Annotated in this window: 27 protein-coding genes; 8 read left to right on the top strand and 19 right to left on the bottom strand. The window is 68.1% G+C overall.

Annotation, left to right across the window (positions count from 1 at the left end; genetic code table 11):
* Nucleotides 1-30: 30 nt before the first annotated feature.
* The 10 genes from RVF83_RS22160 to RVF83_RS22205 all read right to left on the bottom strand — a co-directional run bounded on the left by RVF83_RS22160 (nucleotide 31) and on the right by RVF83_RS22205 (nucleotide 9,726).
* Complete coding sequence (locus tag RVF83_RS22160; RefSeq protein ID WP_005199334.1) at nucleotides 31-1,413, bottom strand: ComEC/Rec2 family competence protein; 1,383 nt, start codon at nucleotides 1,411-1,413, stop codon at nucleotides 31-33.
* 2 nt (nucleotides 1,414-1,415) lie between these two features.
* Nucleotides 1,416-2,411, bottom strand: coding sequence for a helix-hairpin-helix domain-containing protein (locus tag RVF83_RS22165; protein ID WP_039880666.1), 996 nt, complete (start codon nucleotides 2,409-2,411; stop codon nucleotides 1,416-1,418).
* Between the two features lie 113 nt (nucleotides 2,412-2,524).
* Nucleotides 2,525-3,385, bottom strand: coding sequence for a DegV family protein (locus RVF83_RS22170; protein WP_005199336.1), 861 nt, complete (start codon nucleotides 3,383-3,385; stop codon nucleotides 2,525-2,527).
* A gap of 43 nt (nucleotides 3,386-3,428) precedes the next feature.
* A complete protein-coding gene (gene octT / locus RVF83_RS22175) occupies nucleotides 3,429-4,151 on the bottom strand; it encodes a diglucosylglycerate octanoyltransferase (RefSeq protein WP_051989310.1) in 723 nt (240 codons plus the stop codon).
* 38 nt (nucleotides 4,152-4,189) lie between these two features.
* On the bottom strand, nucleotides 4,190-4,903 hold the full coding sequence (locus RVF83_RS22180) for a histidine phosphatase family protein (RefSeq protein WP_005199338.1): 714 nt from the start codon (nucleotides 4,901-4,903) through the stop codon (nucleotides 4,190-4,192).
* Nucleotides 4,900-5,262, bottom strand: coding sequence for a ribosome silencing factor (gene rsfS / locus RVF83_RS22185; protein WP_005199339.1), 363 nt, complete (start codon nucleotides 5,260-5,262; stop codon nucleotides 4,900-4,902). Before rsfS ends, RVF83_RS22180 begins: the two co-directional genes overlap by 4 nt.
* 23 nt (nucleotides 5,263-5,285) lie before the next feature.
* Nucleotides 5,286-6,095: a nicotinate-nucleotide adenylyltransferase gene (gene nadD / locus RVF83_RS22190; protein ID WP_039880668.1), complete on the bottom strand. Its 810-nt coding sequence runs from the start codon at nucleotides 6,093-6,095 to the stop codon at nucleotides 5,286-5,288.
* Nucleotides 6,096-6,125: 30 nt separating this feature from the next.
* Entirely contained in the window at nucleotides 6,126-7,520 is a 1,395-nt protein-coding gene (locus tag RVF83_RS22195) for a vWA domain-containing protein (RefSeq protein ID WP_005199341.1), read from the bottom strand.
* Nucleotides 7,520-8,443, bottom strand: coding sequence for an AAA family ATPase (locus RVF83_RS22200; protein ID WP_005199342.1), 924 nt, complete (start codon nucleotides 8,441-8,443; stop codon nucleotides 7,520-7,522). Before RVF83_RS22200 ends, RVF83_RS22195 begins: the two co-directional genes overlap by 1 nt.
* Nucleotides 8,443-9,726 carry a glutamate-5-semialdehyde dehydrogenase gene (locus tag RVF83_RS22205; protein WP_005199345.1) on the bottom strand — a complete coding sequence of 428 codons (1,284 nt, stop codon included), beginning with the start codon at nucleotides 9,724-9,726 and terminating at the stop codon, nucleotides 8,443-8,445. The genes RVF83_RS22200 and RVF83_RS22205 overlap by 1 nt, the downstream gene beginning before the upstream one ends.
* A 381-nt stretch (nucleotides 9,727-10,107) precedes the next feature.
* Between RVF83_RS22205 and RVF83_RS22210 the strand changes: the two genes are divergently transcribed.
* Nucleotides 10,108-10,344 carry a YgaP family membrane protein gene (locus RVF83_RS22210; RefSeq protein ID WP_039880670.1) on the top strand — a complete coding sequence of 79 codons (237 nt, stop codon included), beginning with the start codon at nucleotides 10,108-10,110 and terminating at the stop codon, nucleotides 10,342-10,344.
* Nucleotides 10,345-10,452: 108 nt separating this feature from the next.
* Here RVF83_RS22210 and RVF83_RS22215 read toward each other — a convergent pair whose 3' ends face one another.
* Nucleotides 10,453-10,743 (bottom strand): metal-sensitive transcriptional regulator, encoded by a 291-nt coding sequence (locus RVF83_RS22215; RefSeq protein ID WP_005199350.1) that lies wholly within the window; start codon nucleotides 10,741-10,743, stop codon nucleotides 10,453-10,455.
* A gap of 133 nt (nucleotides 10,744-10,876) precedes the next feature.
* Here RVF83_RS22215 and RVF83_RS22220 point away from each other — a divergent pair, with 133 nt between their 5' ends.
* From RVF83_RS22220 to RVF83_RS22230, 3 genes are read left to right on the top strand one after another with little or no spacing between them, the layout of a single operon-like run.
* Nucleotides 10,877-13,039, top strand: coding sequence for an MMPL family transporter (locus RVF83_RS22220; RefSeq protein ID WP_005199351.1), 2,163 nt, complete (start codon nucleotides 10,877-10,879; stop codon nucleotides 13,037-13,039).
* Between the two features lie 24 nt (nucleotides 13,040-13,063).
* Nucleotides 13,064-13,468 carry a DUF302 domain-containing protein gene (locus RVF83_RS22225; protein ID WP_005199352.1) on the top strand — a complete coding sequence of 135 codons (405 nt, stop codon included), beginning with the start codon at nucleotides 13,064-13,066 and terminating at the stop codon, nucleotides 13,466-13,468.
* A 46-nt stretch (nucleotides 13,469-13,514) separates the two neighbouring features.
* A complete protein-coding gene (locus tag RVF83_RS22230) occupies nucleotides 13,515-14,120 on the top strand; it encodes a DsbA family protein (protein WP_341261976.1) in 606 nt (201 codons plus the stop codon).
* A 180-nt stretch (nucleotides 14,121-14,300) separates the two neighbouring features.
* Here the strand turns inward: RVF83_RS22230 and RVF83_RS22235 are convergent, their stop codons facing one another.
* The 3 genes from RVF83_RS22235 to RVF83_RS22245 form a co-directional block, all read right to left on the bottom strand.
* Nucleotides 14,301-15,089 (bottom strand): HNH endonuclease family protein, encoded by a 789-nt coding sequence (locus RVF83_RS22235; RefSeq protein ID WP_039880672.1) that lies wholly within the window; start codon nucleotides 15,087-15,089, stop codon nucleotides 14,301-14,303.
* Between the two features lie 147 nt (nucleotides 15,090-15,236).
* Complete coding sequence (gene recG, locus RVF83_RS22240) at nucleotides 15,237-17,492, bottom strand: ATP-dependent DNA helicase RecG (RefSeq protein WP_005199355.1); 2,256 nt, start codon at nucleotides 17,490-17,492, stop codon at nucleotides 15,237-15,239.
* Nucleotides 17,489-19,138, bottom strand: a complete 1,650-nt coding sequence (locus RVF83_RS22245; protein WP_005199356.1) for a DAK2 domain-containing protein — start codon at nucleotides 19,136-19,138, stop codon at nucleotides 17,489-17,491. The genes recG and RVF83_RS22245 overlap by 4 nt, the downstream gene beginning before the upstream one ends.
* 277 nt (nucleotides 19,139-19,415) lie before the next feature.
* Between RVF83_RS22245 and rpmB the strand changes: the two genes are divergently transcribed.
* Both rpmB and RVF83_RS22255 read left to right on the top strand, forming a co-directional pair.
* Nucleotides 19,416-19,607 (top strand): 50S ribosomal protein L28, encoded by a 192-nt coding sequence (gene rpmB, locus RVF83_RS22250; protein WP_004023092.1) that lies wholly within the window; start codon nucleotides 19,416-19,418, stop codon nucleotides 19,605-19,607.
* A gap of 117 nt (nucleotides 19,608-19,724) precedes the next feature.
* Nucleotides 19,725-20,552, top strand: a complete 828-nt coding sequence (locus RVF83_RS22255; protein WP_005199357.1) for an enoyl-CoA hydratase/isomerase family protein — start codon at nucleotides 19,725-19,727, stop codon at nucleotides 20,550-20,552.
* 55 nt (nucleotides 20,553-20,607) lie between these two features.
* On the opposite strand, the gene RVF83_RS22260 is transcribed toward RVF83_RS22255, so the two are convergent.
* From RVF83_RS22260 to RVF83_RS22275, 4 genes are read right to left on the bottom strand one after another with little or no spacing between them, the layout of a single operon-like run.
* Nucleotides 20,608-21,291, bottom strand: a complete 684-nt coding sequence (locus tag RVF83_RS22260; RefSeq protein WP_005199358.1) for a uracil-DNA glycosylase — start codon at nucleotides 21,289-21,291, stop codon at nucleotides 20,608-20,610.
* Between the two features lie 39 nt (nucleotides 21,292-21,330).
* Complete coding sequence (locus RVF83_RS22265) at nucleotides 21,331-21,852, bottom strand: gamma carbonic anhydrase family protein (RefSeq protein ID WP_005199359.1); 522 nt, start codon at nucleotides 21,850-21,852, stop codon at nucleotides 21,331-21,333.
* Nucleotides 21,853-21,902: 50 nt separating this feature from the next.
* Nucleotides 21,903-23,267, bottom strand: a complete 1,365-nt coding sequence (locus RVF83_RS22270) for a glutamine synthetase family protein (protein WP_051989311.1) — start codon at nucleotides 23,265-23,267, stop codon at nucleotides 21,903-21,905.
* 58 nt (nucleotides 23,268-23,325) lie between these two features.
* Nucleotides 23,326-24,447, bottom strand: a complete 1,122-nt coding sequence (locus tag RVF83_RS22275; RefSeq protein WP_413617308.1) for a thiamine-phosphate kinase — start codon at nucleotides 24,445-24,447, stop codon at nucleotides 23,326-23,328.
* A gap of 215 nt (nucleotides 24,448-24,662) precedes the next feature.
* Here RVF83_RS22275 and RVF83_RS22280 point away from each other — a divergent pair, with 215 nt between their 5' ends.
* Both RVF83_RS22280 and RVF83_RS22285 read left to right on the top strand, forming a co-directional pair.
* Nucleotides 24,663-24,908: an Lrp/AsnC ligand binding domain-containing protein gene (locus RVF83_RS22280; protein ID WP_005199362.1), complete on the top strand. Its 246-nt coding sequence runs from the start codon at nucleotides 24,663-24,665 to the stop codon at nucleotides 24,906-24,908.
* Nucleotides 24,909-24,967: 59 nt separating this feature from the next.
* Entirely contained in the window at nucleotides 24,968-25,618 is a 651-nt protein-coding gene (locus RVF83_RS22285; RefSeq protein WP_005199363.1) for a DUF3515 domain-containing protein, read from the top strand.
* A 33-nt stretch (nucleotides 25,619-25,651) separates the two neighbouring features.
* Here RVF83_RS22285 and RVF83_RS22290 read toward each other — a convergent pair whose 3' ends face one another.
* Nucleotides 25,652-26,659 carry an NAD(P)H-dependent glycerol-3-phosphate dehydrogenase gene (locus RVF83_RS22290; protein ID WP_005199364.1) on the bottom strand — a complete coding sequence of 336 codons (1,008 nt, stop codon included), beginning with the start codon at nucleotides 26,657-26,659 and terminating at the stop codon, nucleotides 25,652-25,654.
* Nucleotides 26,660-26,675: the final 16 nt, after the last annotated feature.

Raw genomic sequence — 26,675 nt, forward strand, 5'->3', positions numbered from 1 at the left:
CCCGCGTGGGGCATCTGCCTCATCTTCTCCTCACCCGAACACCTCGACACTGGCCCACCCCGGCCCGCCGAGGACGTGCGCGCACCGAATCATCCACCACAGCTCCGGTCCCAGAGCACGCACCAACAGCTCGGCCATCCCGGCGCCCGGTCCGTCCGGCGGGCCGACCGCACCGACCAGGGCGGCGACGGTTCCGACCACGCTGATGATCGCGACGACGGGGGCGACGAGCAGATTCGCCACGATCCCGACCACCGACAACCGGCCGGTGACCAGCACGACGATCGGCGCGGTGACCACCTGCGCGGCGACCGCCATCGCGATCACCTCTGCGAGCCCCGTCGGACATCGCCACGCCCGCAACCGGTCCCGCAGACGCGGCGCCCACAGCACGATCGCGCAGGTGGCTGCCACCGAGAGCGCGAAACCCGGTTGCAGCGCGAGTTCCGGCCACCACAGGAGACCACCGATCACCGCGGCCCCGAGAGCCGGCATCGACTGAGACCGCCGCGACGCGAACAGTGCCAGCACACCGACTGCACCCATCAGCGCCGCCCGCAGCACGCTCGGCGTGGGTCGTACGAGCATCACGAACCCGACTATCACCACCAGTCCGACGACCGCCGCCGCCCGCGGGGGCACCCCTGTACTGCGGACGATGAGAAGTGCAGCGCCGCAGACGATCGCGAAGTTCGCTCCCGACACCGCCGTCAGGTGGCTGAGTCCGGCGGCGCGGAAGTCGTCGCGCAGGTCCTCGTCCAGCCCGCTCTCGTCACCGAGCACCAGACCCGGCAGCAGGCCGGCGGCCTCCGGTTCGAGGCCGCGGGTGGCCACCAGTTGCAGGCGTTGCCGGATCGATCCGGCGACTCGTTGATACGCGGGCGGTTCACCGACCAGTTTCGGAGTCGAGGCCGTCACCGATGCGACGAGCAGACTTCGGTTCGGCGGTGCCCGCACCTTCACGACCGCGACAACCCGTTGGCCGGGCAGCAAACCCAACCATGACTGTGCCGCACCGCGCAGCTCTGCAGCTGCGTTCGTAACCCGCTGATTCCCAATCTGTTCGACGTCCACCCGCGCGCGGATACGTCCCTGACCGGCCGGTCCGATCGGGGTCGGATCGCTGCGGAGGGTCATGACCGCCGTTGCCTTTCCAGCGACATGCCCCAACGGATGGTCGGCGCGCACCTCCTGCCGAAGAGCGAGCGACGTTGCACACGCAGCGGCCAGGCCGGCTCCCACGACGACGAGCCCCACAACTCCCCAACCGAACCGGCGTGACCCGACCACACCGGCCACGGCAGCCACCGACGCCACGATCGCGATGCTGACGCTCACCCCGACCGGGGCCACCAGACCGAACGCCGTCACCGCCCACACCACCACCGCCGGCACGAGCAGCCGTAAGTCCACCGTCAGACCGTCACAAGGTCACGCAGTTTCGCCAGTCGCGCCGGACCGATCCCGTCGACCTCGGCCAGCTGATCCACAGACGTGAAGCGGCCGTTGCGTTCTCGCCAGTCGAGGATCGCCTTCGCCGTCACCGGACCGACCCCGGGCAGTGCATCGAGTTCGGTCTCGGTCGCCGTGTTCAGGTTGACCCGACCGCCGGCCGCCGCCGGTGGCGCCGGTGGCGGACTGCCCGGGCCCGCCGAGGGACCGGGCGCCGGCACAGCACCTTCCGCGCCGACCACCGCACTGCGCATCGACATCTGCCCCTCACCACCGGCATAGCCGACGAGGACCTGATCCCCGTCCCGCAGAACCTGAGCGAGATTCAGCGACAACAGGTCCGCGCCCTTACGCGGCCCACCGGCGTGGTCGATCGCCTCCGCGACCCGCGCTCCAGGAGCCAGACGTACCAGTCCCGGTTTGTTCACCAGGCCGACGACACTCACCACCAACTGGGCCGGCGTCGTACTCGGCTGTGCGGCAACCGGAGGCGTCGATACCGCCGCCGTCGACGACAGCCCGGCTGCACCGAAGTCCACCACCGGCGTCGTATCCGTTCCGCGGAACAGTCCGAACCCGGCCACGACGCAGGCGATCACCCCGACCGCGATCAGCGCGATCGCTGCCGGCGGCGCCACCGCGAAGCGTCGGCGTCGAATGGGGTCGTCGTCCTCGTCCCCGCCCGGAGAGTCGTCGTCCGGGTCGAGCACGTCGTCGAATCGCCCGACCCGACCACGACGCGGTGGCGACGGCGGCGGCGCATCCAGCCACGTCGGCATCCCGCCGATCCCCCAGCCGGGATGTTCGGGCTCCTCGATGACAACAGCTGCCGCGACCGGGTCGCCTACACCGGGCGGTGGGTCGGATTCGGCTCCGGCCGGCGACAGATCCCACCGCGCCGGCGACTCGACGACCGGTCCCAGACGGTCCAGCGGATTCCGCCGTCCTGATGCGCTCATGGCGCCACACGTTAGGGCGGTTCAGCGCTGAAACGACGTGGCACAGCGCGCGGCCGACCGATCTGTGGACAGCAACCAGACTGTCCACCGGTTCCCCACTCAGGTCGCGCGGCTCAGCCTTCTTCGAGCCCTTCGATCGGGTCGAGATGCGACGCGATGACGATGCCCACCGATCCGGGGCCCACGTGGGAGCCGAGGATCGGCCCGAGGTCGACGGTCAGCTCGGAGGTCACCATCCGCAGCCGGTTGCGCAGCGTGGCGAGGAGTTCCGCCGCGACGTCGGGGGTCTCGCAGTGCTGGACGCCGACCGTGACCGCACGTCCACCGGCGGATTCGACCGCCGCGTCGACCATCTTGTCCAGTGCCTTGGAGAACGTACGATGACGTTCCTTGAGCTGGAGCGTGCCGTCGACCATGTGCAGGATCGGCTTGATCGACAACGCCGAGCCGAAGATCTTGCCGGCCGCGGAGATCCGGCCGCTCTGACGCAGGTTGTCGAGCTGCTGGACGCACAGCAGCGAGTCGACGGTCGCGGCCTGCCGGATCGCGGACTCGTACACGCGATCCCGGTCGGCGCCGTCCGCGGCCGCCTGCGCCGCCGCGACGGCGGTGAAACCCACTGCGAGACCGACGGATCGGGAGTCGACGATGCGGACCTGTCCGGAGAACTTCTCGGCCGCCAGCCGCGCCGAACTCCACGTGCCGGAGAGCTTTCGCGACATGTGCACGGCCACCACGCCGGCACCGTCGCTCGCCTCGAGTGCCGACTCGAAGTACTCGGTCAGCTCACTTGGATTGGCCCCCGACGTGGTCACACCCGGTGTCGAGACGACATCCTCCGGGATGTGATCGACACCCTCGCGGTAGTCCTTGTCCTCGATCGTGACATGGAGCGGGACCTGCCGGATCCCATAGTGCTCGGTGACCGATTCCGGTAACCGAGACGACGAATCTGTGACTACGACGACAGGCACGCGTCTACGTTAGCCGGTTCACCTGTGGGACCTCACATGGGAGTCACGCCTCAGTCGACCACGTGTTCGCGCGGCTCATTTCGACCACGGGCGCCACCAGATCCGCGATCTGACGATGGCAGGAGAAGCCCCAGTGGATGCCGTCCGGGTTCATCTCCGCCGCCGGATCGTCGAAGGCGTCGCGGGTCACCGGATAGAAGTCGACGCAAGGCAGTCCGTGCTCGTCGGCCCACCGCGCGATCGCCGCCGTGGCCGGGATCCGACCGGTGTGGACGTAGCCGTAGTACGGGCTGCGATGCGTCGGCGGCAGGCACACGACGATCGGCAGATCCGGCCGGAGCTGTGTGAGGGCCTCACGGATCTTGTCGAGGTATTCAACCGTCACCTTCGGCGGCAGCGCCAGCGGCCACCCCACGCGCGAGCCGCGGGGTTGCACCCACGAGTACGCGTCACGGACCAACTGCCGCAGCCGATTAGGCCGCACGTAACGGATCTGCTCGCGCAGCGCCGTCGGCAAGGGCGAGGGCAGCGTGTCCATGCCGCCGAACGCAAGGACGACGACGTCGGTGTTCGGCACGGTGGCCCAGATGTTCGGGTCCTGGGTCAGCGCCCACCAGACGTCGCGGCTCGTCCAGCCGATCCGGCCGAACAGCTTCACCGGCAGACCCACGTCGGCGCCGACCAGCGACGGCCAGATCCGCGGATCGTTCGCGGGCAGCCCGCCGACCGGGCCGTAGTAGGCCAGCGAGTCGGACAGGACCATCATGCAGCGCTCCCCCGAGGGGGCACCGCCGTTCACGTCGGTCACTGAACGGCGGGGTCCGAGTCCTCGGCCGACGCGTTCCACACGTCCAACCGCCACCGCGGGAGGTCGCCGGGCATACCGTGACCCGACAGCTGCACCCAGCTGGTGTTCGCGAGACCACCGAAGACCGGCCAGTCGTCCACCGGCAGACCGAGCAGCGCCGCGGTCATCGCCGCGATGACGCCACCATGGGCCACCAGCACAACCGGCGCCTCGGGATTGTCGCCGACACCCCAATCCGGCAAAAGCTCGATCAGCTCGTCGACCACCGGGGTGGAACGCTTCGCCACGTCGACGCGGCTCTCGCCACCCGGTGGCGTCCAGGTCGCGTCGTCGCGCCACACCGCACGCGCGCCGGGCATGACCTCGTCGACGTCGAGATGGGTCAGGCCCTGCCACTCGCCGAGATGCGTCTCACGAAGGCGCACATCGGTTGTGACCGGCAGTCCGGTCCGCTGCGCAAGAGCCTCCGCCGTGTCACGGGCACGCTTCAGATCCGACGACCAGATCACCAGCGGTTGTCGCTTCGCCAGTTCGATGGCAGCCGAATTAGCCTGCCGCACACCGAGCTCGGAGAGGTCGGTGTCGAGCTGGCCCTGCATACGGCTACCCGCGTTGTACTCGGTCTGCCCGTGGCGCAGCAGGATCAGCCGCCGGACGACCGGGGTCAGACGCTCGACCGAGGTGTCGTGCGTATCGGGACCCCCGCTCACGAAAGTCCTTCGACCTCGACGACCGGGCAGTCCTTCCACAGACTCTCGAGCGCGTAGAAGCGGCGCTCGTCGGTGTGCTGGATGTGCACGACGATCTCGGCATAATCGAGCAGCGCCCAACGCCCCTCACGGGTGCCCTCACGACGCAGCGGCTTGTGACCGGCCTCGCGCAGCTTGTCCTCGACCTCGTCGACGATCGAATTGACCTGCCGCTCGTTGTCCGCCGACGCGATGACGAAGGCGTCGGTGATCACCAACTGTTCCGACACATCGATCACGGTCACCTCATGGGCGAGCTTCTCCGCGGCCGCCAGAGCAGCCACCTTGGCCATCTCCAACGCTTCAGCTGACGCAGTCACACAAGTCCTCTCGAAATATTCACTCAGGGCTCGACGCCCGCTCGCTCCGCTCCCGACGCGGACGGTGTTGAACTTCCGCCCGCTCGCTCCGCTCCCGGCGCGGACGGTGTTGAACTTCCGCCCGCTCGCTCCGCTCCCGGCGCGGCGGACCTTCCGCCCGCTCGCTCCGCTCCCGGCGCGGACACACCAGGCGACGACGCCCGAGGCGCACGATACAGCTTCCTCTTGGCGATGTACTGCACGACGCCGTCGGGCACCAGGTACCAGACCGGGCGGCCCAGCGCCGCACGTGTGCGGCATTCGGTGGACGAGATCGCCAGCGCCGGGATCTCCAGCAGGTGCAGCGTGTCGTCCGGCATCTGCGCGAGATGCTGGGCCAGGTGCGTGGCGTCGAGTTCGTAGCCGGGTCGGCTCACGCCCACGAAGCGGGCGAGGTCGAACAGTTCCTCCCAATCCTGCCAGGACAGGATCGACTCCAGCGCATCGGCGCCGGTGATGAAGTACAGCTGAGCGTCGGGCAGTTGCCTCCGCAGGTCGCGCAACGTGTCCACGGTGTAGGTGTCACCGTCACGGTCGATGTCGACACGACTGACGCTGAACTGCGGATTCGACGCCGTCGCGATGACCGTCATCAGATACCGATCCTCGGGCGGACTCACCGATGTGTGCTCGCCCAGCTTCTGCCACGGGCGTCCGGTCGGGACGAAGATCACCTCGTCCAGCTCGAAGCGATGAGCGACCTCGCTGGCCGCCACCAGGTGCCCGTTGTGGATCGGATCGAACGTGCCACCCATCACACCGATGCGGCGCGCACGATGGCGGTCGGTTGACATGGACGGTCAGTCTACGCGGTGACGCCGCGCTCAGATCGGCAGCAGGTCGGCGATGACCGTGCCGAGCTGTGTGGCGTTGCGGCATTCGAACATGTCGATGACCTCCGCGTAATCGGTGGCGGCCGAGTCACCGGTCCCCCAATGCTCCTTCGCCTCGGGGTTCAGCCAGTACGCGTGACGGGCACGTTCGACGAGTTCGGCGAGCGCGTCGACGTGCGCGTCGTGATAGTTGTTACGGCCGTCGCCGAGGACCAGCAGCGCTCCGCGATGAGTCAGCGTCTCAGCGTAGTCGCCGACGAAGCCGGCGAGCATGTTCCCGTAATCCGAATGTCCGTCGCGCGTCGAGATCCGCGCGGTCGAGATCATGTGGTGCATCGCCGCACCGAAGTCCTCTTCGCCGTGGTCGAAGAATTCGGTCACCTCGTCGACGGTGTCGACGAAGGCGAACACCCGAACCTTCGAGAACTGTTGCCGGAGTGCGTACACCAGTCGCAACGTGAACTGACTGAAACCGGCGACCGACCCCGACACGTCGCAGATGATGATCAGCTCCGGGCGGCCGGGACGGGGCTTGCGGTGACTGAGTTCGATCGGCACACCGCCGGTCGACATCGAGGCGCGCAGCGTCTTCCGTACGTCCACTGCACCGCGATGGGCCCGGCGGCGTCGGGTCTCGAGCTTCGCCGCGAGGAGCCGGGCCAGCGGCTCGATGGTCTTGCGGATCTCCACCTGCTCTTTGGCGCCCGCGGAGAGAAAGTTCACGTTCTCCGGCAGCGGCGGCACCGCGTAGGCACCGACCTTGTCGCGGCCGTTGCGGTCGGCCATCCGACGCTGCGTCTCGCGTTCGATCGCTGCCCGCAGATCGGCGGCCTTCTGGCGGGCGGCCTGCCGGTACAGCGGCTCGGTGCCCGGTCGGCCACCTACGCCCTCGCCGTCCCCGGCCATCGCCGCGGCGATCTTGGCGATCAGCGTCTGCGGGCTCACCGCGGAGATCGCCTGGTACGCCGAGAAGGCCTCACCCTTCGTGGAGCCATAGCGTCCCAGCTCGTCGACGATCATCGCGATCGCCTGCTCGAGCCGGCCGTCACTGGCCGCCGCGTCGTCGGCCAGCAGCTCGGCGAGCGCGTCACGCACGGCCTCGACATCGAGGTTGCCCTCCTCGTCGCGTGGCAGATCCTCCGTGACGGTGCGCATTCCGGCTCCCACCGGGAACCACAGATCGAAGACGCGGTCGAACACCCCGCGATGCGCATTGTCGACGAGCAGCGTGGTCGCCAACCCCTCGCGGAGACGCGAGCGCTCCAGCAGGTCGAGGACCTCCATCGCGCTCGCCGCGTCGATCAGCGCCGACGGCCCCACGACGATCCCGCGACGACGCAGCTCGTCGACGAAATCGGTGAGGTGCGCGACGAGCGGAGTCGTCATCAGCCCAGCTTGAGTTCTTTGAGAGCCGTCTTCAGGTCGGGCCGGTGCTTGAGCACCACCCCGAGCGTGCGCGCGATGAGACCGTCGTCGAGGCCCCCGCGCTTGGTGTCGGCCTGCTCGCCCGCGCCGAGTGCAAGCAAGGTGTTGGCCCAGTCGATCGTCTCGGCCACCGACGGCTTCTTACGGATGTCCAGCGTCCGCAGCACGCCGACGATGCGGACGAGTTCCGCGCTCAGCGACGACGACAGGTTCGGTACCCGCGATGCGAGGATCTCCTTCTCCCGCTCGGCATCAGGGAAGTCGATGTAGAGGTACAGGCAGCGGCGCTTGAGCGCCTCGGACAGTTCGCGCGTGGCGTTGGAGGTGAGCAGCACGATCGGACGGCGCTGCGCGGCAACGGTTCCCATCTCGGGAATGGTGATCGCGAAGTCGCTGAGCACCTCGAGGAGCAGACCTTCCATGTCGACGTCGGCCTTGTCGACCTCGTCGATCAGCAGCACGGTCGAACCCTCGCGCGAGATCGCCTTGAGCAGCGGACGCGGCAGCAGGAACTCGTCGGAGAAGATGTCGGTCTTCGCCTCGTCCCAGGCGCGGTTGCCGGTGGCCTGGATGTGCAGGATCTGCTTGGCGTGGTTCCACTCGTAAAGAGCGCGTGCCTCGTCGATGCCCTCGTAGCACTGCAGGCGGACGAGTTCGGCGTCCGTGGCCGCGGCGATCGACTTGGCCAGCTCGGTCTTGCCGACACCCGCGGGCCCCTCGACCAGGAGCGGCTTGCCCAGACGGTCGGCGAGGAAGGTCGACGTCGCGGTGGCGTCGTCGGCGAGATAGCCGGTCGCACGCAGCTTCGCGACGACGTCGTCGACGGAGGTGAACGACGGGACGACCTGCGGTCCGGAGCCGGTGTACTCGGCGGGGGTCGTCATCAGGCCGGCCGAACGTGGCCGTTGCCCCAGACCAGCCACTTGGTGGAGGTCAGTTCCGGCAAGCCCATCGGGCCGCGGGCGTGCAGCTTCTGGGTGGAGATGCCGATCTCGGCGCCGAACCCGAACTGCTCGCCGTCGGTGAAGGCCGTCGAGGCGTTGACCATGACTGCGGCGGCGTCGACGCGGCGGGTGAACTCGTCCGCGGCCGCGAGGTCGGTGGTGATGATCGCCTCGGTGTGCCCGGTGCCGTAGGTGTCGATGTGTGAGACCGCGGCGTCGAGATCGTCGACGATCTTCAGCGCGATGTCCATCGACAGGTACTCCTTGCGCCAGTCGTCCTCGGTGGCCGGTTCCATGCCGGGCTCGTCTCCGTGGATGACAACACCCTGCGACTGGAGCACCTGGGTGATCCGGGGCAGCGCGTCGACGGCGACGGCCTTGTCGACGAGGACGGTCTCGGCGGTGTTGCAGACACTCGGCCGACGCGTCTTGGAGTTGAGGATGACGCGGACGGCGACGTCGAGGTCGGCGAGCGCGTGCACGTAGACGTGGCAGTTGCCGACGCCGGTCTCGATGGTCGGGACGGTCGCATTGGAGACGACGGCCTCGATGAGTCCGGCACCGCCCCGCGGGATCACGACGTCGACGAGCCCGCGGGCGCGGATGAGCGCGGTGACGCTCGAGCGGTCCCCGCTGGGCAGCAACGACACCGCGTCGGCACTGACCCCCTTGGAGGACAAGGTCTCCCGCAGGATGCGGACGAGTTCGGCGTTCGACGACCGCGCCGACGACGAGCCGCGGAGCAGCACTGCGTTACCGGATTTGAAGGCGATGCCGAAGGCGTCGACGGTGACGTTGGGACGTGCTTCGTAGACGATGCCGACAACGCCGAGAGGAACCCGGAGTTGTCGGAGCTGGAGCCCGTTGGGCAGGGTCTTGCCGGCGACGATCTCGCCGATAGGGTCCGGCAGGACCGCGACCTGCCGCAGACCGTTGGCGATGCCGACGACGCGGGATGCGTCGAGACGCAGGCGGTCGAGCAGGCTCGCCTCGGTGTCCGCCTCCTCGGCGCGCTGGATGTCCTCGGCATTGGCCGCGAGGATCGTCTCCGTGGCGGCCTCGATGGCGTCGGCGGCCGCGAGCAGGACATCGTTCTTGTCCGCCGTCGTCAGTCCACCCAGTGAGCGGGATGCCGTTTTCGCAGCTCTGGCGAGTCCGAGGACGACCTTCTCGGTGTCGGACTCGCCGGTTGCGACGGAGGGCTCTGCGGTGGGTGCGCTCATCAACTTCCTCGACTTCGCGGGTGGTCGCCGCGACGAGGTCGTCGCGGGAGATATGCCGTTCTCAAGAGTAGCGCCGGGCCGAGCACGTCCCCAAAGGAGATTCGTCCGGTCAGGCTCGCGACCACCACTTGGAACGTCGGGACGGCTCTTGCTCGTGCCCGTCGCACCACTGAGAAGCGGGAACGCGACGCTTGAGTTGGTCGACGTGGCTGCCACAGCCCGACCAGGTCGTCTTACCACACGTTGGGCACTTCACCGGTGAACACATGCTCTCGGTCCTTACGTTCGAGTTCGAGACAACGACGCCACTATACCCCAGGGGGTATAGTGGCGTCGTCATCGATCCCGGGCGTTCACACGTCCCCCGCAGAAGGAAGACCCATGACACGCGCAACCGGTACTCACGAGCCCCGACTGACGGTGGAAAGAATGGTGCCCGCGCTCGCGGGCGTCATGGTGACGATCAGCGTCATCCTCGTGCTGACGGTGTCCCCATGGTGGACCGTGCTCACTCTGTTCGTCGCCGCGAACCTGCTGCTCTACAGCGCGGTTGGATGGTGCCCGGCCAGCCTGCTGATGGCGAAGGCCGGGCTGCCCCGCGCCGCTTACCCCAGCTAGCGCCGCACACACATCACGCCGGCGCGCGCCGGCGATCACCGAAGAGGGAGGGCCCCACAGCCCTCTCTCTTCCGCCCCGCGCCCATCACCACATCAGCCCGCGCGTCGTCACGCCAGGGCGAGGAACAACTTCTCCAGTTCGGCTTCAGACAACGGCGGCTGTTCGCCGTCAGCGGCCTCGATACATTGCCACATCCCCGATGCAACGATCTTGAACCCTGCGCGGTCGAGCGCGCGTGACACCGCCGCGAGCTGCGTGACCACGTCCGCGCAGTCCCGACCCGCCTCGATCATGGCGATCACGCCCGCAAGCTGGCCCTGAGCGCGTCGAAGCCGATTCAGGACAGCACCCATCGCCTCGTCGTCGACGGCCGCACGGGCCCTCCCATCACTGGTCATTCCGACCTCTCCTGTCTCGGCATTCCGCCGTTTCCGCAACCGATCGATATCGGCCCCTTGACCCAAGGATACCCCCAGGGGTATGTTCGACGCCAGATCGGATACCCCTAGGGGTATAAACGAAAGGATTCTCATGTCGTCGAATTCGGCCTTGTCCGAAGACGAAGCAGCACCTGATACCTCGGGTCCCACAGCCGGGCTCCTCGGACGCTGGGGCGCGACGATGGCGGGTCGCGCCCGTTGGGTCTTCGGCGTCTGGGTACTGCTCCTGGTGGTCCTGGGAGCGGCGGCACCCTCGGTGTTCTCCTCCCTCGCCGGCGCCGGATGGCAGGCCAACGGGTCCGAGTCCGTCCAGGTCCGCGAGCTGGCCCAACAGCATTTCGGCGGGAACTCCTCGGCCGCGGTCCAGGTGGTCGTCCACTCCGACCGCGATCGCGTGGAGAGTCCCGCGGTCCAGGCCGTCGTCGGACAGATCACCGAACTCGCGGCGACCGATGACCGATTCGCCAAGGTCGTGCCACCACAACCGGGGATGTCCATCAGCCCCGACGGTCACACCGGCATCGTCATCATCGGCGCTGCCGCCAACACCGACGAGATGGTGCGGGCGGTCGACGAACACAAAGACGAGCTGACCGGTCTGTCCGGAAACGGCGTCGAGGTCTACCCGACCGGCGCGTCGGCGTTGTGGAGTGACTTCAACAAGGCCAACCACGACGCGATGATCAAGGCCGAATTGTTCTCCTGGCCGGTCACTTTGACGATCATGGTGCTGGCCTTCGGGTCGCTGGTCGCGGCCGGACTTCCCTTGCTGCTGACCATCGCCGGACTCGTCGCCTCCGCCGGCGGACTGGTCCTGCTCAACCAGGTCACCCCGATCTCGGTGTGGGCGATCAACTTCGCCATGATGTTCGCCCTGGCCCTGGGCATCGACTACGCCCTGTTCATCGTGTCGCGCTTCCGCGATGCCATGCGCGGTTACGAGGACAACATGCGTGCCGCGGTCGCCGAGACCATGGACACCGCAGGAAAGGCGGTGTTGCTCTCCGGCATCACCGTCCTGGTGAGCCTGTCCGCGGTGCTGCTGGTTCCCGCACCCGCGGTGCGAACGATGGCCGTGGGCATCATGCTCGCCGTCGTCTTCGTCCTGGCGGCAACCCTGACACTTCTGCCCGCCGCACTGGGCAAGCTGGGTCCCCGGGTCAATGCGGTGTCGATGCCGTATGCCCGCCGTCAGCAACACCGTTCACCGGTGTTCGCCCGCTGGGGACTCTTCCTGCACCGTCACCCGTGGACCGTGGCCGTCGGCTCCCTCGGCGTTCTCGTCGCGCTCGCGATCCCGGTGTTCGGCCTGAAGGTCGCGATGCCGTCGATCACCGTCGTCCCCGAGGACGCACCGGTGCGTCAGGGTTACGAACTCGTCCAGTCACAGATGGGCGAGGGCGCACCCGGGATGTTGCAGATCGTCGCGCCTGCCGACGAGGCGCAGCAGACCGCGCAGGCCGCTTCTCAGTCCCCGGGAATCCAGATGGTGACTCCCCCGATGCCCGCCGCAGACGACTCGGATTACGTTCTCATGCAGGCACTTCCGTCGGTCGATCCATCCGACGAGCAGATGGGCACGATCGTCGACGACCTGCGCAACACCCTTCCCGACGGCGCGCTGGTCGGTGGCGCGCCCACCGAGAACCTGGACCTCCAGCAGGCCCTGAACGACTACTTCCCGCTGGTTGTCTCCGTCATCCTCATCCTGGGCTTTCTGTTGCTCCTGGTCTCGCTGCAGGCACCGCTGATCGCCCTGATCGGCACCGTGGTCAGTCTGTTGTCGACGGCAGCTGCCTTCGGCGTCGCGAAGCTCATCTTCCAGGACGGGCACCTCGCGGACCTGTTGGGCTTCACACCGCAGGGCTTCCTCGACGGGTGGGGACCGGTGTTCTTCTTCGCCATGATCTTCGCGATCGCGATGGACTACACGGTCTTCCTGCTCGCCACCGCGAAGGAACACTTCGAGCGGTCCGACAACGCCACACAGGCGCAGATCGACGGCATGGCCCACTCCGGCCGGATCATCTTCGCCGCGGCGGCGGTCATGGTGGCGGTGTTCTTCACCTTCGCCCTGGCCGAGCCTCTCCCCCCGAAGGAGATGGGCATCATCCTCGGTGTCGCAGTTCTGCTGGATGCCGTCCTGATCCGCCTCACACTCCTTCCGGCCCTGTTGCGGATCACCGGCCGCGCCGCCTGGTGGGCGCCCAGCTGGTTGCGCCGCATCCTGCCCTCGATCAGCTTCTCTCACTGACCATCTCCGAAACGAAGGAACAGAATGACACTCGCACTCGCCACCACTTTGACCGTCCCCTTCGACGAAGCGGTCGAACGCACCCGCGCCGCTCTCGCCGACCAGGGATTCGGCGTCCTCACCGAGATCGACGTCCGCGCGACGCTGAAGACCAAGCTCGACGAGGACATGGAGCCGTACCTGATCCTGGGCGCCTGCAATCCGCCTCTTGCTCATCGAGCGCTGGGGGTCCAACGCCAGATCGGACTGTTGCTCCCGTGCAACGTCGTCGTCCGAGCGAACCCGGACCATCCCGGCACGACACTCGTCGAGGCGATGAATCCGGCTCTGATGGTTCAGGTCTCGGGTGAGCCCGAGCTCGAGTCCGTCGCCGTCGATGCCGCCGCGAAGCTGCAGGCCGCGATCGACGCGCTGTCGGATCAGTCCTGACCCCGCCGACCTCGGAAAAGAATCCCCTGACACGACAGGAGTTGTCATGACCCGCTTCGACTTCTACTTCGATCCGGTGTGCCCTTTCGCATGGGCCGCATCGCGATGGCTCACCGACGAGGCTTCACAACACGATGCCACCGTCGACTGGCACGTCATGAGCCTCGCCGTCCTGAACCAGGATCGCGAGCCCGCCTCCGATCAGCAGCGCCGGCAGTGGGACACCTCCCGCCGACTCGGCCGGGTGTTCATGGCCGCCATCGCGAAGAACGGCGCCAATTCGGTTGAGCCGCTCTACACAGCGATGGGCCGTCGCATTCACCAAGCCGGTGACGAGATGACCCCTGCCGTGGTCGCCGAGATTCTCGCCGAGGCCGGGCTCCCTCCCGAATTGGCCGACGCAATGGACGACGACTCGTGGGACGACACAGTGGAAACAGCGCACCAGCGGAGCCAGGAAGCACTGGGAGAGACCGGCGGTAGCCTGATCACCGGAATCGACGGAACCCACTTCTTCGGCCCGGTTCTCTCCGACATCCCGACCGGCGAGGAGGCGCACGCCCTCTTCACCGCGATCACCACACTCGGGACCACGTCCGCTTTCTCGCAGCTCAAGCGCCCCACCGGAGGGCGACCGACGTTCTCGGCCTGATCTCGTCCGGCGCTCGGCCGGCGCTCGGCCGGCGAGCCGGTCCGGCCACACTTGGGGTGACGATCCGCTCCATACCGCTCGGTACCGCCTACGCGGTCCGGGTCGGTATGGTGCGGTCGGCACCGCCCTCTACGGCACGTGCTGCACAACGCGTCCGATGGCGAAGCCGCCCGAATCACGTCAACCGGCGCAACGGAGTGCCTTGGTGAGCACTTCCCGTGACCCCCGGTCGACCGTCAAACGGTATGTCGCGCTGACCGTCACGAACTGGATCGCATACTGGCACCAGAACCCGCGAGCCTTCGGCATCCATCGTGCCGGTTCCCAGTCGCTCTTCTCCTGATTCGACGACCCGTCGACCGCGACCAGGTTGGCCGGATCGTTCGCGAAGTCGATTCGGCGGCCGGCTTCCCACGACCATGCGCCCATGTCCCAGGCGTAGGCCAGCGGCACGATGTGATCGATCTGTACGTTCGACGCCCCGCGGTCACGACGGAACACCACGAACTCACCGCTGTACGGACTCCGGAACTCCCCTGCGAGAACCCCTCTCGGGCAACTCGAGACCGGTCCGGCCCGGATGTCTCGCAGGTCCCGGGCCAGGATGTCGTTACGGGTGTCGCATCCGTTGCCGCCGCCGGCGACGGCCACTGCGTCCGTCCACGCCGAGCCGAATGCGCTCCGGTCGTAGTCGTCGCGGTCCGGACGCTGCGCGTACACAGGTATCGACGCCAGACGAGCCAACGCCTCTCGCGCCAGTGCCCGAACCCGCGGGTCGGTGTCGGGTCGCGGGCCGAATCCACCGGACCCCACCGCGACCACGATCGTCGTGGCCACCGCGAAGACCAGCAGCCCCCACTGCCGCGCCGACCACGACCCGGCCGCCGATCCGTTCCAGCCGATCCACCGCAGACGCATGCGCAGCCGCCGTAGCGTCGGCGATCGGAACGTCGCGTCGTGAAGGACCATGGGACTTTGACGCAGCGCACGCTCCCACGGTTCCATGGGCGCGGAATGCGTTCCCGCGCAACTGTTTCCCTCGGGCCCGCCCACCTACCTCCGGCTGATCAAGCTCGACAAGCGGAAGGAGACACACCGGCGGGAACGAATCGGAACTCAGGACTTGTCGAGATACGCGATCTTCTGCGGGACCAGAATCCCGTCGACGAGATCGGCCAGCGGGCTGTGGTGCAACAGCGTGATGTCCTCGCTCACGACGTCCTCCGCGAGTCCGCGCGCGTCCTCGATCACCTCGACGTCCTCGAGCAGCGACAGGAACCGCAGCGAGGTGTTGACACCGGACTGCAGCGAACCGAGCAGATCGCCCTCGCGGCGTTGTTCGAGGTCGACGCGGGCGAGTTCGAAGCCGTCGTTCGACCCGGCGACCGCGCGCAGACGCTGCATCGACTGGGAGATCTCGTTGCTGTTGGTCATCAGCAGACACAGCCCGGCATGCTGGCCACGGCCGACGCGACCGCGCAGCTGATGGAGCTGACTGACACCGAATCGCTCCGCGTCGACGATGACCATCGTGGTCGCGTTGGGCACGTCCACACCGACCTCGATGACGGTGGTGGACACCAGGACATCGACCTCGCCGCGACCGAACGCGTCCATGATCTCCGCCTTCTCCTCCGGCGCCAGACGGCCGTGCAGCATCTCGACCCGGCGATGCGCGAACGGACCGGCCACAAGGGCCTCGTACTGCTCGACCACCGAGGTCGTCTTCGGTCCCTTCTCGCCGTCGGGGCCGGGTTCGGGTTCCGGCGAGTCGTCGTCGCCGATGCGCGAGCAGACCACGTAGACCTGGCGGCCGGCGTCGATCTCCTCGTTGGCACGCGACCACACCCGGTCGACCCAGTTCTGCCGACCCATCGGCACGACCGAGGTCGAGATGGGCTGGCGCCCGCGGGGCAGCTCGCGCAGGACAGACGTCTCGAGGTCGCCGAAAGCGGTCATCGCGACGGTGCGCGGGATCGGCGTCGCGGTCATCACCAGGAAGTGCGGGATCCGACCGTCACGGCCCTTGTTGCGCAACACGTCACGCTGTTCGACGCCGAACCGGTGCTGTTCGTCGATCACGACGAGGCCGAGGTCGAAGAACTCGACCTTCTCCTCCAGCAGGGCATGGGTGCCGATGACGATGCCCGCGGTGCCGGTCACCACGTCGAGCAGCGTCTCGCGCCGCCCCTTGGTCTTCATCGACCCGGTCAGCAGGGCGATGCGGGTCGCCCCGTCGGCCGCGGTCAACTCGCCGCCCTCGGCGAGGTCACCGAGCATCTTCTTCATCGTCCGGTGATGCTGGGCGGCAAGCACTTCGGTGGGTGCGAGGATTGCGCACTGGTATCCGTTGTCGACGACCCGCAGCATCGCGAGGAGCGAGACGAGGGTCTTACCGGAACCCACCTCACCCTGCAGCAGCCGGGACATCGGTTGCGCGAGCGCGAGGTCCTCGGCCAGCTCTTCCCCGACCGCGACCTGGCCCTCGGTGAGCGTGAACGGCAGACGTTCGCGCAACTTGTCCTCGAGACCGCCGGGCACGTGCGGGCACGGCGGCGCCGATTCGCTGCGACCTGCGAGGCGCCGTTGCGCGAGCACCGTCTGGATCGCCAGCGCCTCATCGAACTTCAGCCGATGCGAGGCGACTTTCACGTCGTCCTCGGAGTCGGGCAGATGGATCTTGCGGATCGCCTCGTCGGTCGAGACGAGCCCCCGCTCCCGACGCTGCGCATCGGTCAACGCGTCGGGGATCGGCGCGCAGTGGTCCAGGACCCGCCGGACCGCACCCAGGATGTCCCAGGTCTGAACCTCTTTGGTGGCCGGGTACATCGGTAGGATCTCGCGGTCGAACATCGCGACGAGAGGGTGAGCACCCTCCTCTTTCGCGATCTCCTCCTCGACGGCGTACATCTCGGTCAGCATCTTGGAGCCGACGACGTGGTCCTCGATCTCGGGATCGCCGTCGGGCAGGATCATCCACTCCGGATGCGACAGCTGGATCTGCTCGCGGAAGTACTTGACCGTGCCGGCCATCATCACCCGGGCACCGGGGCGCAGCTGATGGCGGATGAACTTCGGGTTGAAGAAGCTCGCCTCGTAGACCTCGTTGTCGTCGGTGACCTTGACCTTCAGGAACTGGCCACGGCGACTCTTCATCTGGATCAGGTCGGACTTGGTGATCCGGCCGACGATGGTGAGCCACTCGCCCGGTTCGGGCCGCTGGTGGTCGGCCACGAGACCACGACGGATGTACCGACGCGGGGTGTAGCGCAGCAGCTCCCCCACCGTGGTCACGCCGAGTCCCGCGAGCTTGTCGGCGGGCTTGGACCCGAGGACGTCGGACAGCGAATCCGCCAGTGCCAGTTCGTTCACTCCACACCCACCTGCAGCAGGTCGCTGCGCTGCCCGGTCCGATAGACCGCGAGCTCGATGCCCGGGTAGTTACGCCGCATCTGCTCGCCGACGGCCTCGAGCGCCTCCTCGTCGACGTCGGTACCGGCGAGCACGGTCACGAGTTCACCACCGGTCGCGAGCATCAGGTCGATGAGCGCGGTCCCCGCGGAGGTCTGATCGGGCGCCACCACCAGGACGTCGTCGCCGATGAGTCCCAGGACATCCCCGACCTCCGACATCCCGGCCAGCGTCATCATCTTGGTGGTTGCGAGTTGCAGCGATCCCCACCGCGCACCGGCGGCGGCCTCCGCCATCGCGTAGGCGTCGACGTCGGGGATCTCGCTCGGGTCGTGCACCGCGAGCGCGGCCAGGCACTGGGTCATCGACGACGTCGGGAGCATCAGGACCGACCGTCGTGTCGAACGCACCTCGGTGGTGACGGTGACGAGATCCTGAGAACTCAATGCGCCGTTGGCCATCACGACCACATGCGCACTGTCGGTGTCGCGGATCGCCTGCCCCAACGCGTGTGCGGTCAGCCCGTCGTCGGCGCGGAGTACGGTCGCCCCGGCCTCGGCGAAGAGGTCGGCGGCCCCCTCACCAGATGCGACCGCGACCACCGCACGCTTGTGCCGGGGCGGGGGCTCATTCGAATCAGACTGTGCGCGAATGGCATCCAGCGCGAAACAACTGATGCGGACATCCGACAACCGCCCCAGTCCCGCGCCGGCCTCCACGGCGGCACCGGGTTCGCAGGTGTGCACGTGAACGGAGAAGCGCTCATCCTCGCGGCTCGAACTGTCGCCGACGATGACCACGGCGTCGCCGAGTTCGTCCAGCCGTTCGCGGAGCCGGGCGATCTGGTCACCGGCCGCGCCGTCGAGCAGGTACATGACCTCGAAGTCCTGGTCGCTGCTCTCCACGCACGAGTCGTCGACGCCGTGTCCGAGGGTCGCGCTGTCGGTGAGGATGCCCCGGTAGCGGCGCCGGCGGTTGGCCACGCCGGTGATCACCCGGACCATCGCGTCGGCGATCACCAGGAAGCCGCGACCGCCGGCGTCGACGACACCGGCGGAGGCGAGTACCGACAACTGCTCCGGTGTGCGTTCGAGCGCCTCGGCACAGTCGTCGGCGATGGCCCGGACGATGTCGGCGGCGGTCTCCTTCTCATGCGCCGCGGCCGACTCGGCGGCCACCCGCACCAGTGTGAGCACCGTGCCCTCGCGGGGTTCGCTGACCGCACGGGTCGCGGCCAGTGATCCCAGCCGTAGGCCGAGCGACGCCAGATCACCGAAGGTCAGGGAGTCGGTGTCGCCGAGAATCTCCGCACCGTCGGCCAGGCCGACGAGGACCTGCGACAGGATGATGCCCGAGTTTCCGCGGGCCTGCGCCACCGCTCCGTCGGCCATCGCGCGCGCGACCTGCGGCAACGACGCCTCATCCGATGTCGCATCGGCAGCCTCCGCGGCAGCACGCATGGTGAAGAGCATGTTGCTGCCGGTGTCCGAATCCGGGATCGGGAAGACGTTGAGGTCGTTGATCTCACCGCGGAACTCCTCGAGCTGGTCGACACAGACACGGGCCCAGTCGCGCAGCAGCTGCGGGTTGATGGTGCGGGCGATCACGCGGTGACTCTTTCTCGCTCTGACGTGGGCATACGACGGGGCTGGGTCGCGGGCCGACGGGACCTGCCGGAAGGATGTGTGTCAGGTTACTCGGCGTCCCCGACGGTCCGGGGACCTCCGCACCACGAGGCGAGGCAGTCCGACCCGGATTTGGTCACGCCCACCCGAGCTGGTTATCCTTGCAGGGTTGCCTTTCGGTCCACGCGCACACCTTCCGGTGGTGCCGATCCGAGAGGCTGACCACCAGACCATATTCATCTATCAAGGGAGTTCGACGATGGCTGCCGTCTGCGACATTTGCGGCAAGGGCCCGGGCTTCGGCAAGTCGGTGTCTCACTCGCACCGCCGTACCAACCGCCGCTGGAACCCGAACATCCAGTCTGTTCGCGTCGAGGTCGCCCCGGGCAACCGCAAGCGTAAGAACGTCTGCACCTCCTGCCTGAAGGCCGGCAAGACCGCAGCTGTCTGACCTCCGCGTCACCCGCAACGCGGGTGACTTGGGGTTCCGAGAGCACGAGACCCGATGCCACCGAGCGCAAGCTCCCCGGCGTCGGGTCTTTGGTGTGGGCGGGATAATGTTTCGCGCATGACCTCCACACAATCCCCTGCCACGGAAATCACTCGGCCCGACGCCCCCACACTCGTCAGCGAGGCCGACGGCGTCCTGACGATCGCGGTGTCGGCTGCCGGCGCGGGCAACTCTCTCGACGACGACGGGATCGCCGCGGGCACCCAGGCTCTGCGCGAGGTGGCTCGTGGCCGTCGTGACGTCGGCGCGGTGTTGCTCGTCGGAGCCGGCAAGAACTTCTGCGCCGGCGGCAACGTCCGCGCCTTCGCCGCCGCCGATGATCGCCCCACCTATCTGCGCCTGATCGCCGACAATTTCCACGCCTTCGTCGCCGCCCTCTACGAGGCCGACGTACCGGTCGTCGCCGCCGCCAAGGGCTGGTCGGCCGGAGCCGGGATGTCGCTGGTCCTGCATGCCGACGTCGCGATCGGCGGCACCTCCTCCAAACTGCGGCCCGCCTACCGTGGCATCGGTCTCACCCCCGACGGCGGACTCACCTGGACCCTCCCCCGCGTCGTCGGCGCCGCCCGAGCCCGTCAGATCATCCTCACCGACCGCGTCCTGTCCGCCGACGACGCACTCAACTGGGGCATCTTCTCCGAGATCGTCGCCGACGAGGACGTCGAGACCGTCGCACGCGCCACCGCCGAAAAGATCGCCGCCGGACCCCGCTCCGCCGACTCCGGCACCAAGCACCTGCTGTCGGTCTCGTCGGAGAACTCGCTTCTCGAACAGCTGGCCCTCGAAGGGCGGTCCATCTCCGAGCGTTCCGGTCTGGCCGAGGGTATCGAAGGCGTCGACGCATTCGTCGGCAAGCGCGCGCCGGAGTTCGGCAAGACGCGCTGATCTCACCGCTGACCCGACCGCCCCGCTTCCGTGTGGAAGCGGGGCGGTTGTGTCATCAGGGCAGTCGCCAGTCCACCGGGTCGGCACCGAGGTCGGCGAGTTCTTCATTGGCCCGGCTGAACGGCCGCGACCCGAAGAAGCCACGCGACGCGGACAACGGCGACGGGTGTGCGGAGACGATGGTCGGGACATCCGGCAGCCACTCCTGCAGCGAGGCGGCGTCCTTGCCCCAGAGGATCGCGACAAGCGGTTCGTCGCGGGCGACGAGCGCCTTGATCGCGCATTCGGTGACCGCTTCCCACCCCTTCTTGCGGTGCGATGCGGGCTCCCCGGGTGCCACGGTCAGCACCCGGTTCAGCAGCAGCACGCCGTTGTCGGCCCACGGGGTGAGGTCGCCGTTGCTCGGCATCGGGTAGCCGAGGTCGGAGCAGTACTCGGTGTAGATGTTGGCCAGCGACCGCGGGATCGGGCGTACGTCGGGGGCCACCGAGAAGCTCAGTCCGACAGCATGTCCCGGGGTCGGGTACGGGTCCTGCCCGACGATGAGCACGCGCACGTCGTCGATCGGCCGGGTGAACGCCCGCAGAATGTGTTGCCCGGCGGGCAGATAGCGGCGTCCCTCGGCGATCTCGTTGCGCAGGAACTGGCCCATCTCGGTGATGATCGGTTCGACCGGGGCGAGGGCCTCGGCCCAGCCGGGGTCGATGATCTCGGCGAGCGGTTTGGTCGGTGCGGTCACTGCGGTCTCCCCATCGGTACCGTCGGTGTGGTCACGGTGTCAGTCGAGTCGCCGCAGAGATTTGCGGTAGTACTGGGCGTTCTGGAAGTACATCTCGCTGTTGAGATCGGTGTGGCCTTCGGGGACCTCGTAGTTCTCCCGCAGACGCGCGGGGACGCCGAGGGCCATGCGACGCGGCGGCACGTCGAACTTGAACGGGACGACGGCGCCGGCCCCGACGATCGCACCGTTGCCGATCGTCGAACCGTTGAGGACCACCGACCCGGAGGCGATGAGGCAGTCGTCGCCGATCGTCGCTCCCTCGATGTGCGCGTTGTGCCCGACGACGCAGCGTGCGCCGATCACGGACGGCTCAAAGACGGTGCAGTGGATGACCGTGCCGTCCTGGATGTTGGTGCGCTCGCCGATGGTGATGGTGCCGTAGTCGCCGCGCAGGACGGCCCCCGGCCACACCGAGACGCCGTCTTCCAGAGTGACGGCTCCGATCACCACCGCATCGGGATGGACATAGGTGTCGTTGCCCAGAACGGGCTCGCGGTCGTCGAGTGCGTAGATCGCCATACCGAGACTCTAGCCACGCACCGACGGCGGCCCGTGCCCACCCGCGCCGGTCACATGCTCCAGGCCAGCCGGAACCGTTCGGCAAGTGCTTCGGGGGTGTGATCCGGGATGTGGACGACCTCGTACCGGCGGACCGCCACGAGCGCATCGACCGCGGGATCGCCCAGGATTCCGCGCAGCAGCGGCGACGCATCCATCCGGTCGACCACCTCTCCCTGGTCGGTGGAGAGCAGCGTGCGCTCGCCGGGCGCACGGGTACGAGGATCGACGGCGACCTCGGGCGGCAGGGTGGCCTCCCGCTCGATGCCGGCCGCTGCCGCGCCCAGGATGGCGGCGGTGGCGAAGTAGACGTTCGCCGACGGGTCGGTGATCTTCACCTCGACGTTCGCACCCCGACCCCGGACCTCCGGTCTGTCACCCTGCGCTCCGGCAACACTCGCATCGTGCGCCGAGTCCGCACGGACCAGCCGCACCGCCGCCTCCCGGTTCTCCACGCCCCAGCAGACGTGCGCACCCGCCCACTGACCGGGCAGCATGCGTAATCCGGACACCACCGAGCCGCACAGCACCCCTTGCAGTTCGAGGAGCGCATCGACGATGCCGGCGAGCGCGCGCGCACCGTCGGACGTCATCCCGGCGACGCCGGTTCCGCCCGAGAACAGCGGCCGATCGCCGCGGTGCAACGAGACATGTTGATGGGCACCGCATCCGGCTTCGTCGGCGAAAGGTTTCGGCGAGAAGCTCGCCCGCAGACCGTACTTGCGGGCGATGCGACCGATGATGAGCCGTGTGAGCACCAGCCGATCAGCGGCGGTGACGGGGTCCGCCGGACCGAGTGAGACCTCGAACTGCCACCGTGCATGCTCCGGATGCAGCTGTTCGACGGCGATGCCCGCGGCACGGCACGACACCAGGACGTCCCGCACGAACTCCTCGTACTCCAGAAGCCCGACCGCGCCGTACGGGGTCCACGGAGCGGACGGCAGCGGCGATCCGTCCGCGGTGACGAGAACGAACTCGAGTTCGTGGCCCACCATGGCGTGCAGGCCGGCATCGACCAGTTCGGCGACGACGCGTCGCAGGGTGCCGCGGGCGCACTGCGGCACCGGATCCCCGGTGAGACCGAAGAACTCTCCGGGCGCCCAACTCAGGGTCGGGTCCACCTCCACGCGAGCGTCCAGGTCGATCCGGATGCGCTGGTCCCCCACCACCCCGACCTCGTCGCTGAACGCGATCCCGGTCTGGTCGATCGCGAAGGCGTGCCAGGACGGGCTGGCACCGAGACCCACCGATGCGAACGCCGGCACGCGTTCCGGGGTGACCGTCTTCGCCAGCGTCAGTCCGGCCGGGTTGACGACGGTCGCGAGGAGCATCGACGACGGTGAGTCGCCGGCCGGATCGGATCGCGAGTCCATGTCCACAGTGTTGTGGAGCGTGGCGGTTCCGGTGGCCGAACCGCACGGATTCGGCACATCACCCGCGCGGCTCGGCGAACGACTGCCAGCCGTGCAGGTCCGGTCCGTCGGGTCCACCGACGCGCCGGCCGTCGACCCACACCTCCGGGGTCGACGACGTGGCCTCTCGGACCGACCCGATCACGGACCACTCGTCCGGCACCGACGCGGCGTCGAAGGCCGCCAGCAGGTGGTGATCCTCACCGCCCGTCAGAACCCATTCGTCCACGTCGGCTCCGAGTTCCGTTGCCAGGCGGGCCAGATCGGGTCGTCGCGGTACCGCATCGACCTCGATTGTCATGGCCACCCGCGCCGCCCGCGACATGGTGAGCAACTCTTCGACGAGACCGTCCGAGATGTCGGTCATCGCATGGGCTCCGACAGCGGCCGCGACGGGGCCCTGACTCAGATCGGGCATCGGAACACGATGGAGAGCAACGACTTCCGGCCACTGCGAATCGTCAATACCGGGCGTCGACAGCACGGCGAGACCAGCAGCGCTCGCACCCAGGGCACCACTCACGGCGAGCACGTCGCCAGGACGGGCACCACCCAGGGACACCGGTCGTCGACCCTCGAGGGCCCCGACCGCGGTGACGCTCACGACCACCTGCTCCGCCGCCACCAGGTCCCCGCCGAGAACACGTGCGCCCAGCGCATGGGCGGCGCCGACGACACCGTCGTTGAGGTCGAGGATGACGCCCACGGGTGTTGCCGCCGGGCAGGCGATCGACACGACCAGCCCCGTCGTCCGACCACCCATCGCGGCGACGTCGGCCGAACTCTGGACCACCGCCCGCGCCCCGATCTGCTGGGGCGTCGACCAGTCGAACCGGAAATGCCGGCCCTCGACCACGGTGTCGGTGCTGATGACCGCCGAACCGCCGATGTCGAGGACGGCCGCGTCGTCGCCTGAGCCGATCACGATGTCGTCGGCCGGGCCGGCCGCGGTCGCGGCCGCGGTGAGTGCGGCGATCACGGCCCGCTCGCCGATCTCCCCGACGGAGTCGGACCGGTTTATCCCGACGGAGTCGGACCGGTTTATCCCGACGGAGTCGGACCGGTTTATCCCGACGGAGTCGGACCGGTTTATCCCGACGGAGTCGGACCGGTTTATCCCGACGGAGTCGGACCGGTCTATCCCGACGGAGTCGGATCGGGTTGTACCGACGTCGTCGGAGGTCACTTGTCAGGTCTCACTCTCGTCGGGTCCGCTTTGAGTCGCGCGCGAGCGGGTTTGTCGGTGACAATGTGTGCCACAGTGTATTGGGCTCACGGCGAACGGTGTTCGCCGCGCAGCGCCCGTTGCCGCCGGATTCGACCGCCCGGGTCGGCGAGGGGGCACAAACGGAGAGGATGTCCGTGGTTCAGGCATACATACTGATCCAGACCGAGGTCGGTAGAGCCGCCCTGGCGGCGGCGACGATCGCCGAGATCTCGGGTGTCGCCTCATCCGAAGAGGTCAGCGGACCCTACGACGTGATCGTTCGCGTGGATGCCGCCGATGCCACGCAGCTCACCGAGAACGTGGTCCCGCAGATCCAGAAGGTCGACGGGATCACCCGCACCCTGACCTGTCCGGTGGTCGGCAACACCCGTTAGTCCCGGTTCCGCGGGGTACCGACGTCGTCGCAGACCTGTTCGGCTCTTACTGTGGTGGCGTGACGTCAGCAGGTTCGGATGACACCCCGCAGGATCCCGTGGACGACAAGGCGGACGACCCGGTCGCCGGTGATCCGGCCCGTGGTGATGACGCCGTGTCCACCGAGGACCCCACCGCCGTCGAGCGCTACGGCACCGATTCCCGGCTGAGTCCTGCGCTCATCGCCACCCTCGTCGCCATCCCCATCATGGTGATCGCAGGGTTCATCGCGTTCGCCGCGCTGCGCCCCGATGCGGTGAACCCCGTCGAGTCCTATGCGGCGGACGGCAGCGCATCGGCGGACTGCACGCGACTGCTCGAGGCGGTGCCGCAGACCTTCGAGGGATTCGGCGACAAGGAGGTCTCCGGGGACCGGGCGACCTGGCCCGCGGAGGGGTCCGGCGACGACCTGACCCTCCGCTGTGGCGTGACCCGGCCGGCGGAACTGTCCCCGACGAGCAACCTCCAGGAGATCCACGCCGCGGGCCAGGCCGGTGTGCAGTGGTTCATCACCGACACCGTCGACGGTTCCGGGCAGGCCTATGTGTGCGTCGACCATCGCCCATACGTCGCACTGTGGGTCCCGTCGAATGCCGGGAACGGTCCGATCACCGACATCTCGGGTCTCATCGATCAGACACTCGAACGCGGACCGCTCGACTTCGGCTGACCGCGCCCGGATTCCGCGGTTCAGTCGAGGGGCTCAGTCCCGGTAGATCTCCGGCTTGGCGCTGCGGCCGAGCAGGGAGTTGATGGCGTCGGCAACCGACTGCCCGTCGTGGCACACCTTGTGGACCGCGTCGGTGAGCGGCATCGGGACCTGATGCTTCTCGGCGAGCGCACGCACCGACGAACACGACTTCACGCCCTCGGCGACCTGCCCGTTGGTGGCCGCCTGCGCCTCGGCCATCGTCGCGCCCTCGCCCAGCCGCGCACCGAAGGTCCGGTTGCGCGACAACGGGGACGAACAGGTCGCGACCAGGTCGCCCACGCCCGCGAGTCCGGCGAGGGTCTCGATCTGCGCGCCGACGGCCACACCGAGGCGGATGGTCTCGGCGAGACCGCGGGTGATGATCGTGGCGAGCGTGTTCTGGCCGAATCCGACGCCGCTGGCGATACCGCATGCAAGCGCGATCACGTTCTTCGCCGAGCCGCCGATCTCGCAACCGATGACGTCGGTGTTGGTATACGGGCGGAAGTAGCGCGTGCTGAAGGCGCTCTGCAGGGTGACCGCACGGGATTCGTCGGTGCAGGCGATGACGGTCGCGGCCGGCTGCCCTTCGGCGACCTCGTGAGCGAGGTTGGGCCCGGTGAGGACCGCGACGCGGTCGTCGGCGACGCCGGTGACCTCGGCGATGACCTCGCTCATCCGCAGCAGCGTGCTGGTCTCGATGCCCTTGGCGAGCGACACGAGCGACGCGTCGGAGCCGATGTGCGGGGTCCACTGCTTGAGGTTCTCCCGCAGCGACTGCGACGGCACCCCGCAGACGACGATGTCGGCCCCGCTCAGGGCCTCGACCGAGTCGCTGGTCGCAGTGAGTTCTTCCGGCAACGTGATGTCCGACAGGTAGTTCGGATTGACGTGTTCGGAGTTGATCGCATCGGCCAGTTCTGGGCGTCGTGCCCAGATGACCGTCTCGGTCCCCGCGTCGACGAGCACCTTCGCCACCGCCGTACCCCAGGATCCAGCACCCATGACCGCCGCGCGCACCGCACTCCTCCTGCCC

Source organism: Gordonia rubripertincta (assembly GCF_038024875.1).
Classification (GTDB): Bacteria; Actinomycetota; Actinomycetes; order Mycobacteriales; family Mycobacteriaceae; genus Gordonia; species Gordonia rubripertincta.

Coding starts and splice junctions, on each gene's coding strand:
- RVF83_RS22200 (WP_005199342.1), bottom strand. CDS start 8,443: ATGACGACCCCCGCCGAGTACACCGGCTCCGGACCGCAGGTCGTCCCG.
- RVF83_RS22165 (WP_039880666.1), bottom strand. CDS start 2,411: ATGAGCGCATCAGGACGGCGGAATCCGCTGGACCGTCTGGGACCGGTC.
- rpmB (WP_004023092.1), top strand. CDS start 19,416: ATGGCTGCCGTCTGCGACATTTGCGGCAAGGGCCCGGGCTTCGGCAAG.
- RVF83_RS22280 (WP_005199362.1), top strand. CDS start 24,663: ATGTCCGTGGTTCAGGCATACATACTGATCCAGACCGAGGTCGGTAGA.
- RVF83_RS22205 (WP_005199345.1), bottom strand. CDS start 9,726: ATGAGCGCACCCACCGCAGAGCCCTCCGTCGCAACCGGCGAGTCCGAC.
- RVF83_RS22230 (WP_341261976.1), top strand. CDS start 13,515: ATGACCCGCTTCGACTTCTACTTCGATCCGGTGTGCCCTTTCGCATGG.
- RVF83_RS22195 (WP_005199341.1), bottom strand. CDS start 7,520: ATGACGACTCCGCTCGTCGCGCACCTCACCGATTTCGTCGACGAGCTG.
- octT (WP_051989310.1), bottom strand. CDS start 4,151: ATGATGGTCCTGTCCGACTCGCTGGCCTACTACGGCCCGGTCGGCGGG.
- RVF83_RS22225 (WP_005199352.1), top strand. CDS start 13,064: ATGACACTCGCACTCGCCACCACTTTGACCGTCCCCTTCGACGAAGCG.
- nadD (WP_039880668.1), bottom strand. CDS start 6,095: ATGTCAACCGACCGCCATCGTGCGCGCCGCATCGGTGTGATGGGTGGC.
- RVF83_RS22235 (WP_039880672.1), bottom strand. CDS start 15,089: ATGGTCCTTCACGACGCGACGTTCCGATCGCCGACGCTACGGCGGCTG.
- RVF83_RS22210 (WP_039880670.1), top strand. CDS start 10,108: ATGACACGCGCAACCGGTACTCACGAGCCCCGACTGACGGTGGAAAGA.
- RVF83_RS22270 (WP_051989311.1), bottom strand. CDS start 23,267: ATGGACTCGCGATCCGATCCGGCCGGCGACTCACCGTCGTCGATGCTC.
- RVF83_RS22215 (WP_005199350.1), bottom strand. CDS start 10,743: ATGACCAGTGATGGGAGGGCCCGTGCGGCCGTCGACGACGAGGCGATG.
- RVF83_RS22220 (WP_005199351.1), top strand. CDS start 10,877: ATGTCGTCGAATTCGGCCTTGTCCGAAGACGAAGCAGCACCTGATACC.
- RVF83_RS22255 (WP_005199357.1), top strand. CDS start 19,725: ATGACCTCCACACAATCCCCTGCCACGGAAATCACTCGGCCCGACGCC.
- RVF83_RS22265 (WP_005199359.1), bottom strand. CDS start 21,852: ATGGCGATCTACGCACTCGACGACCGCGAGCCCGTTCTGGGCAACGAC.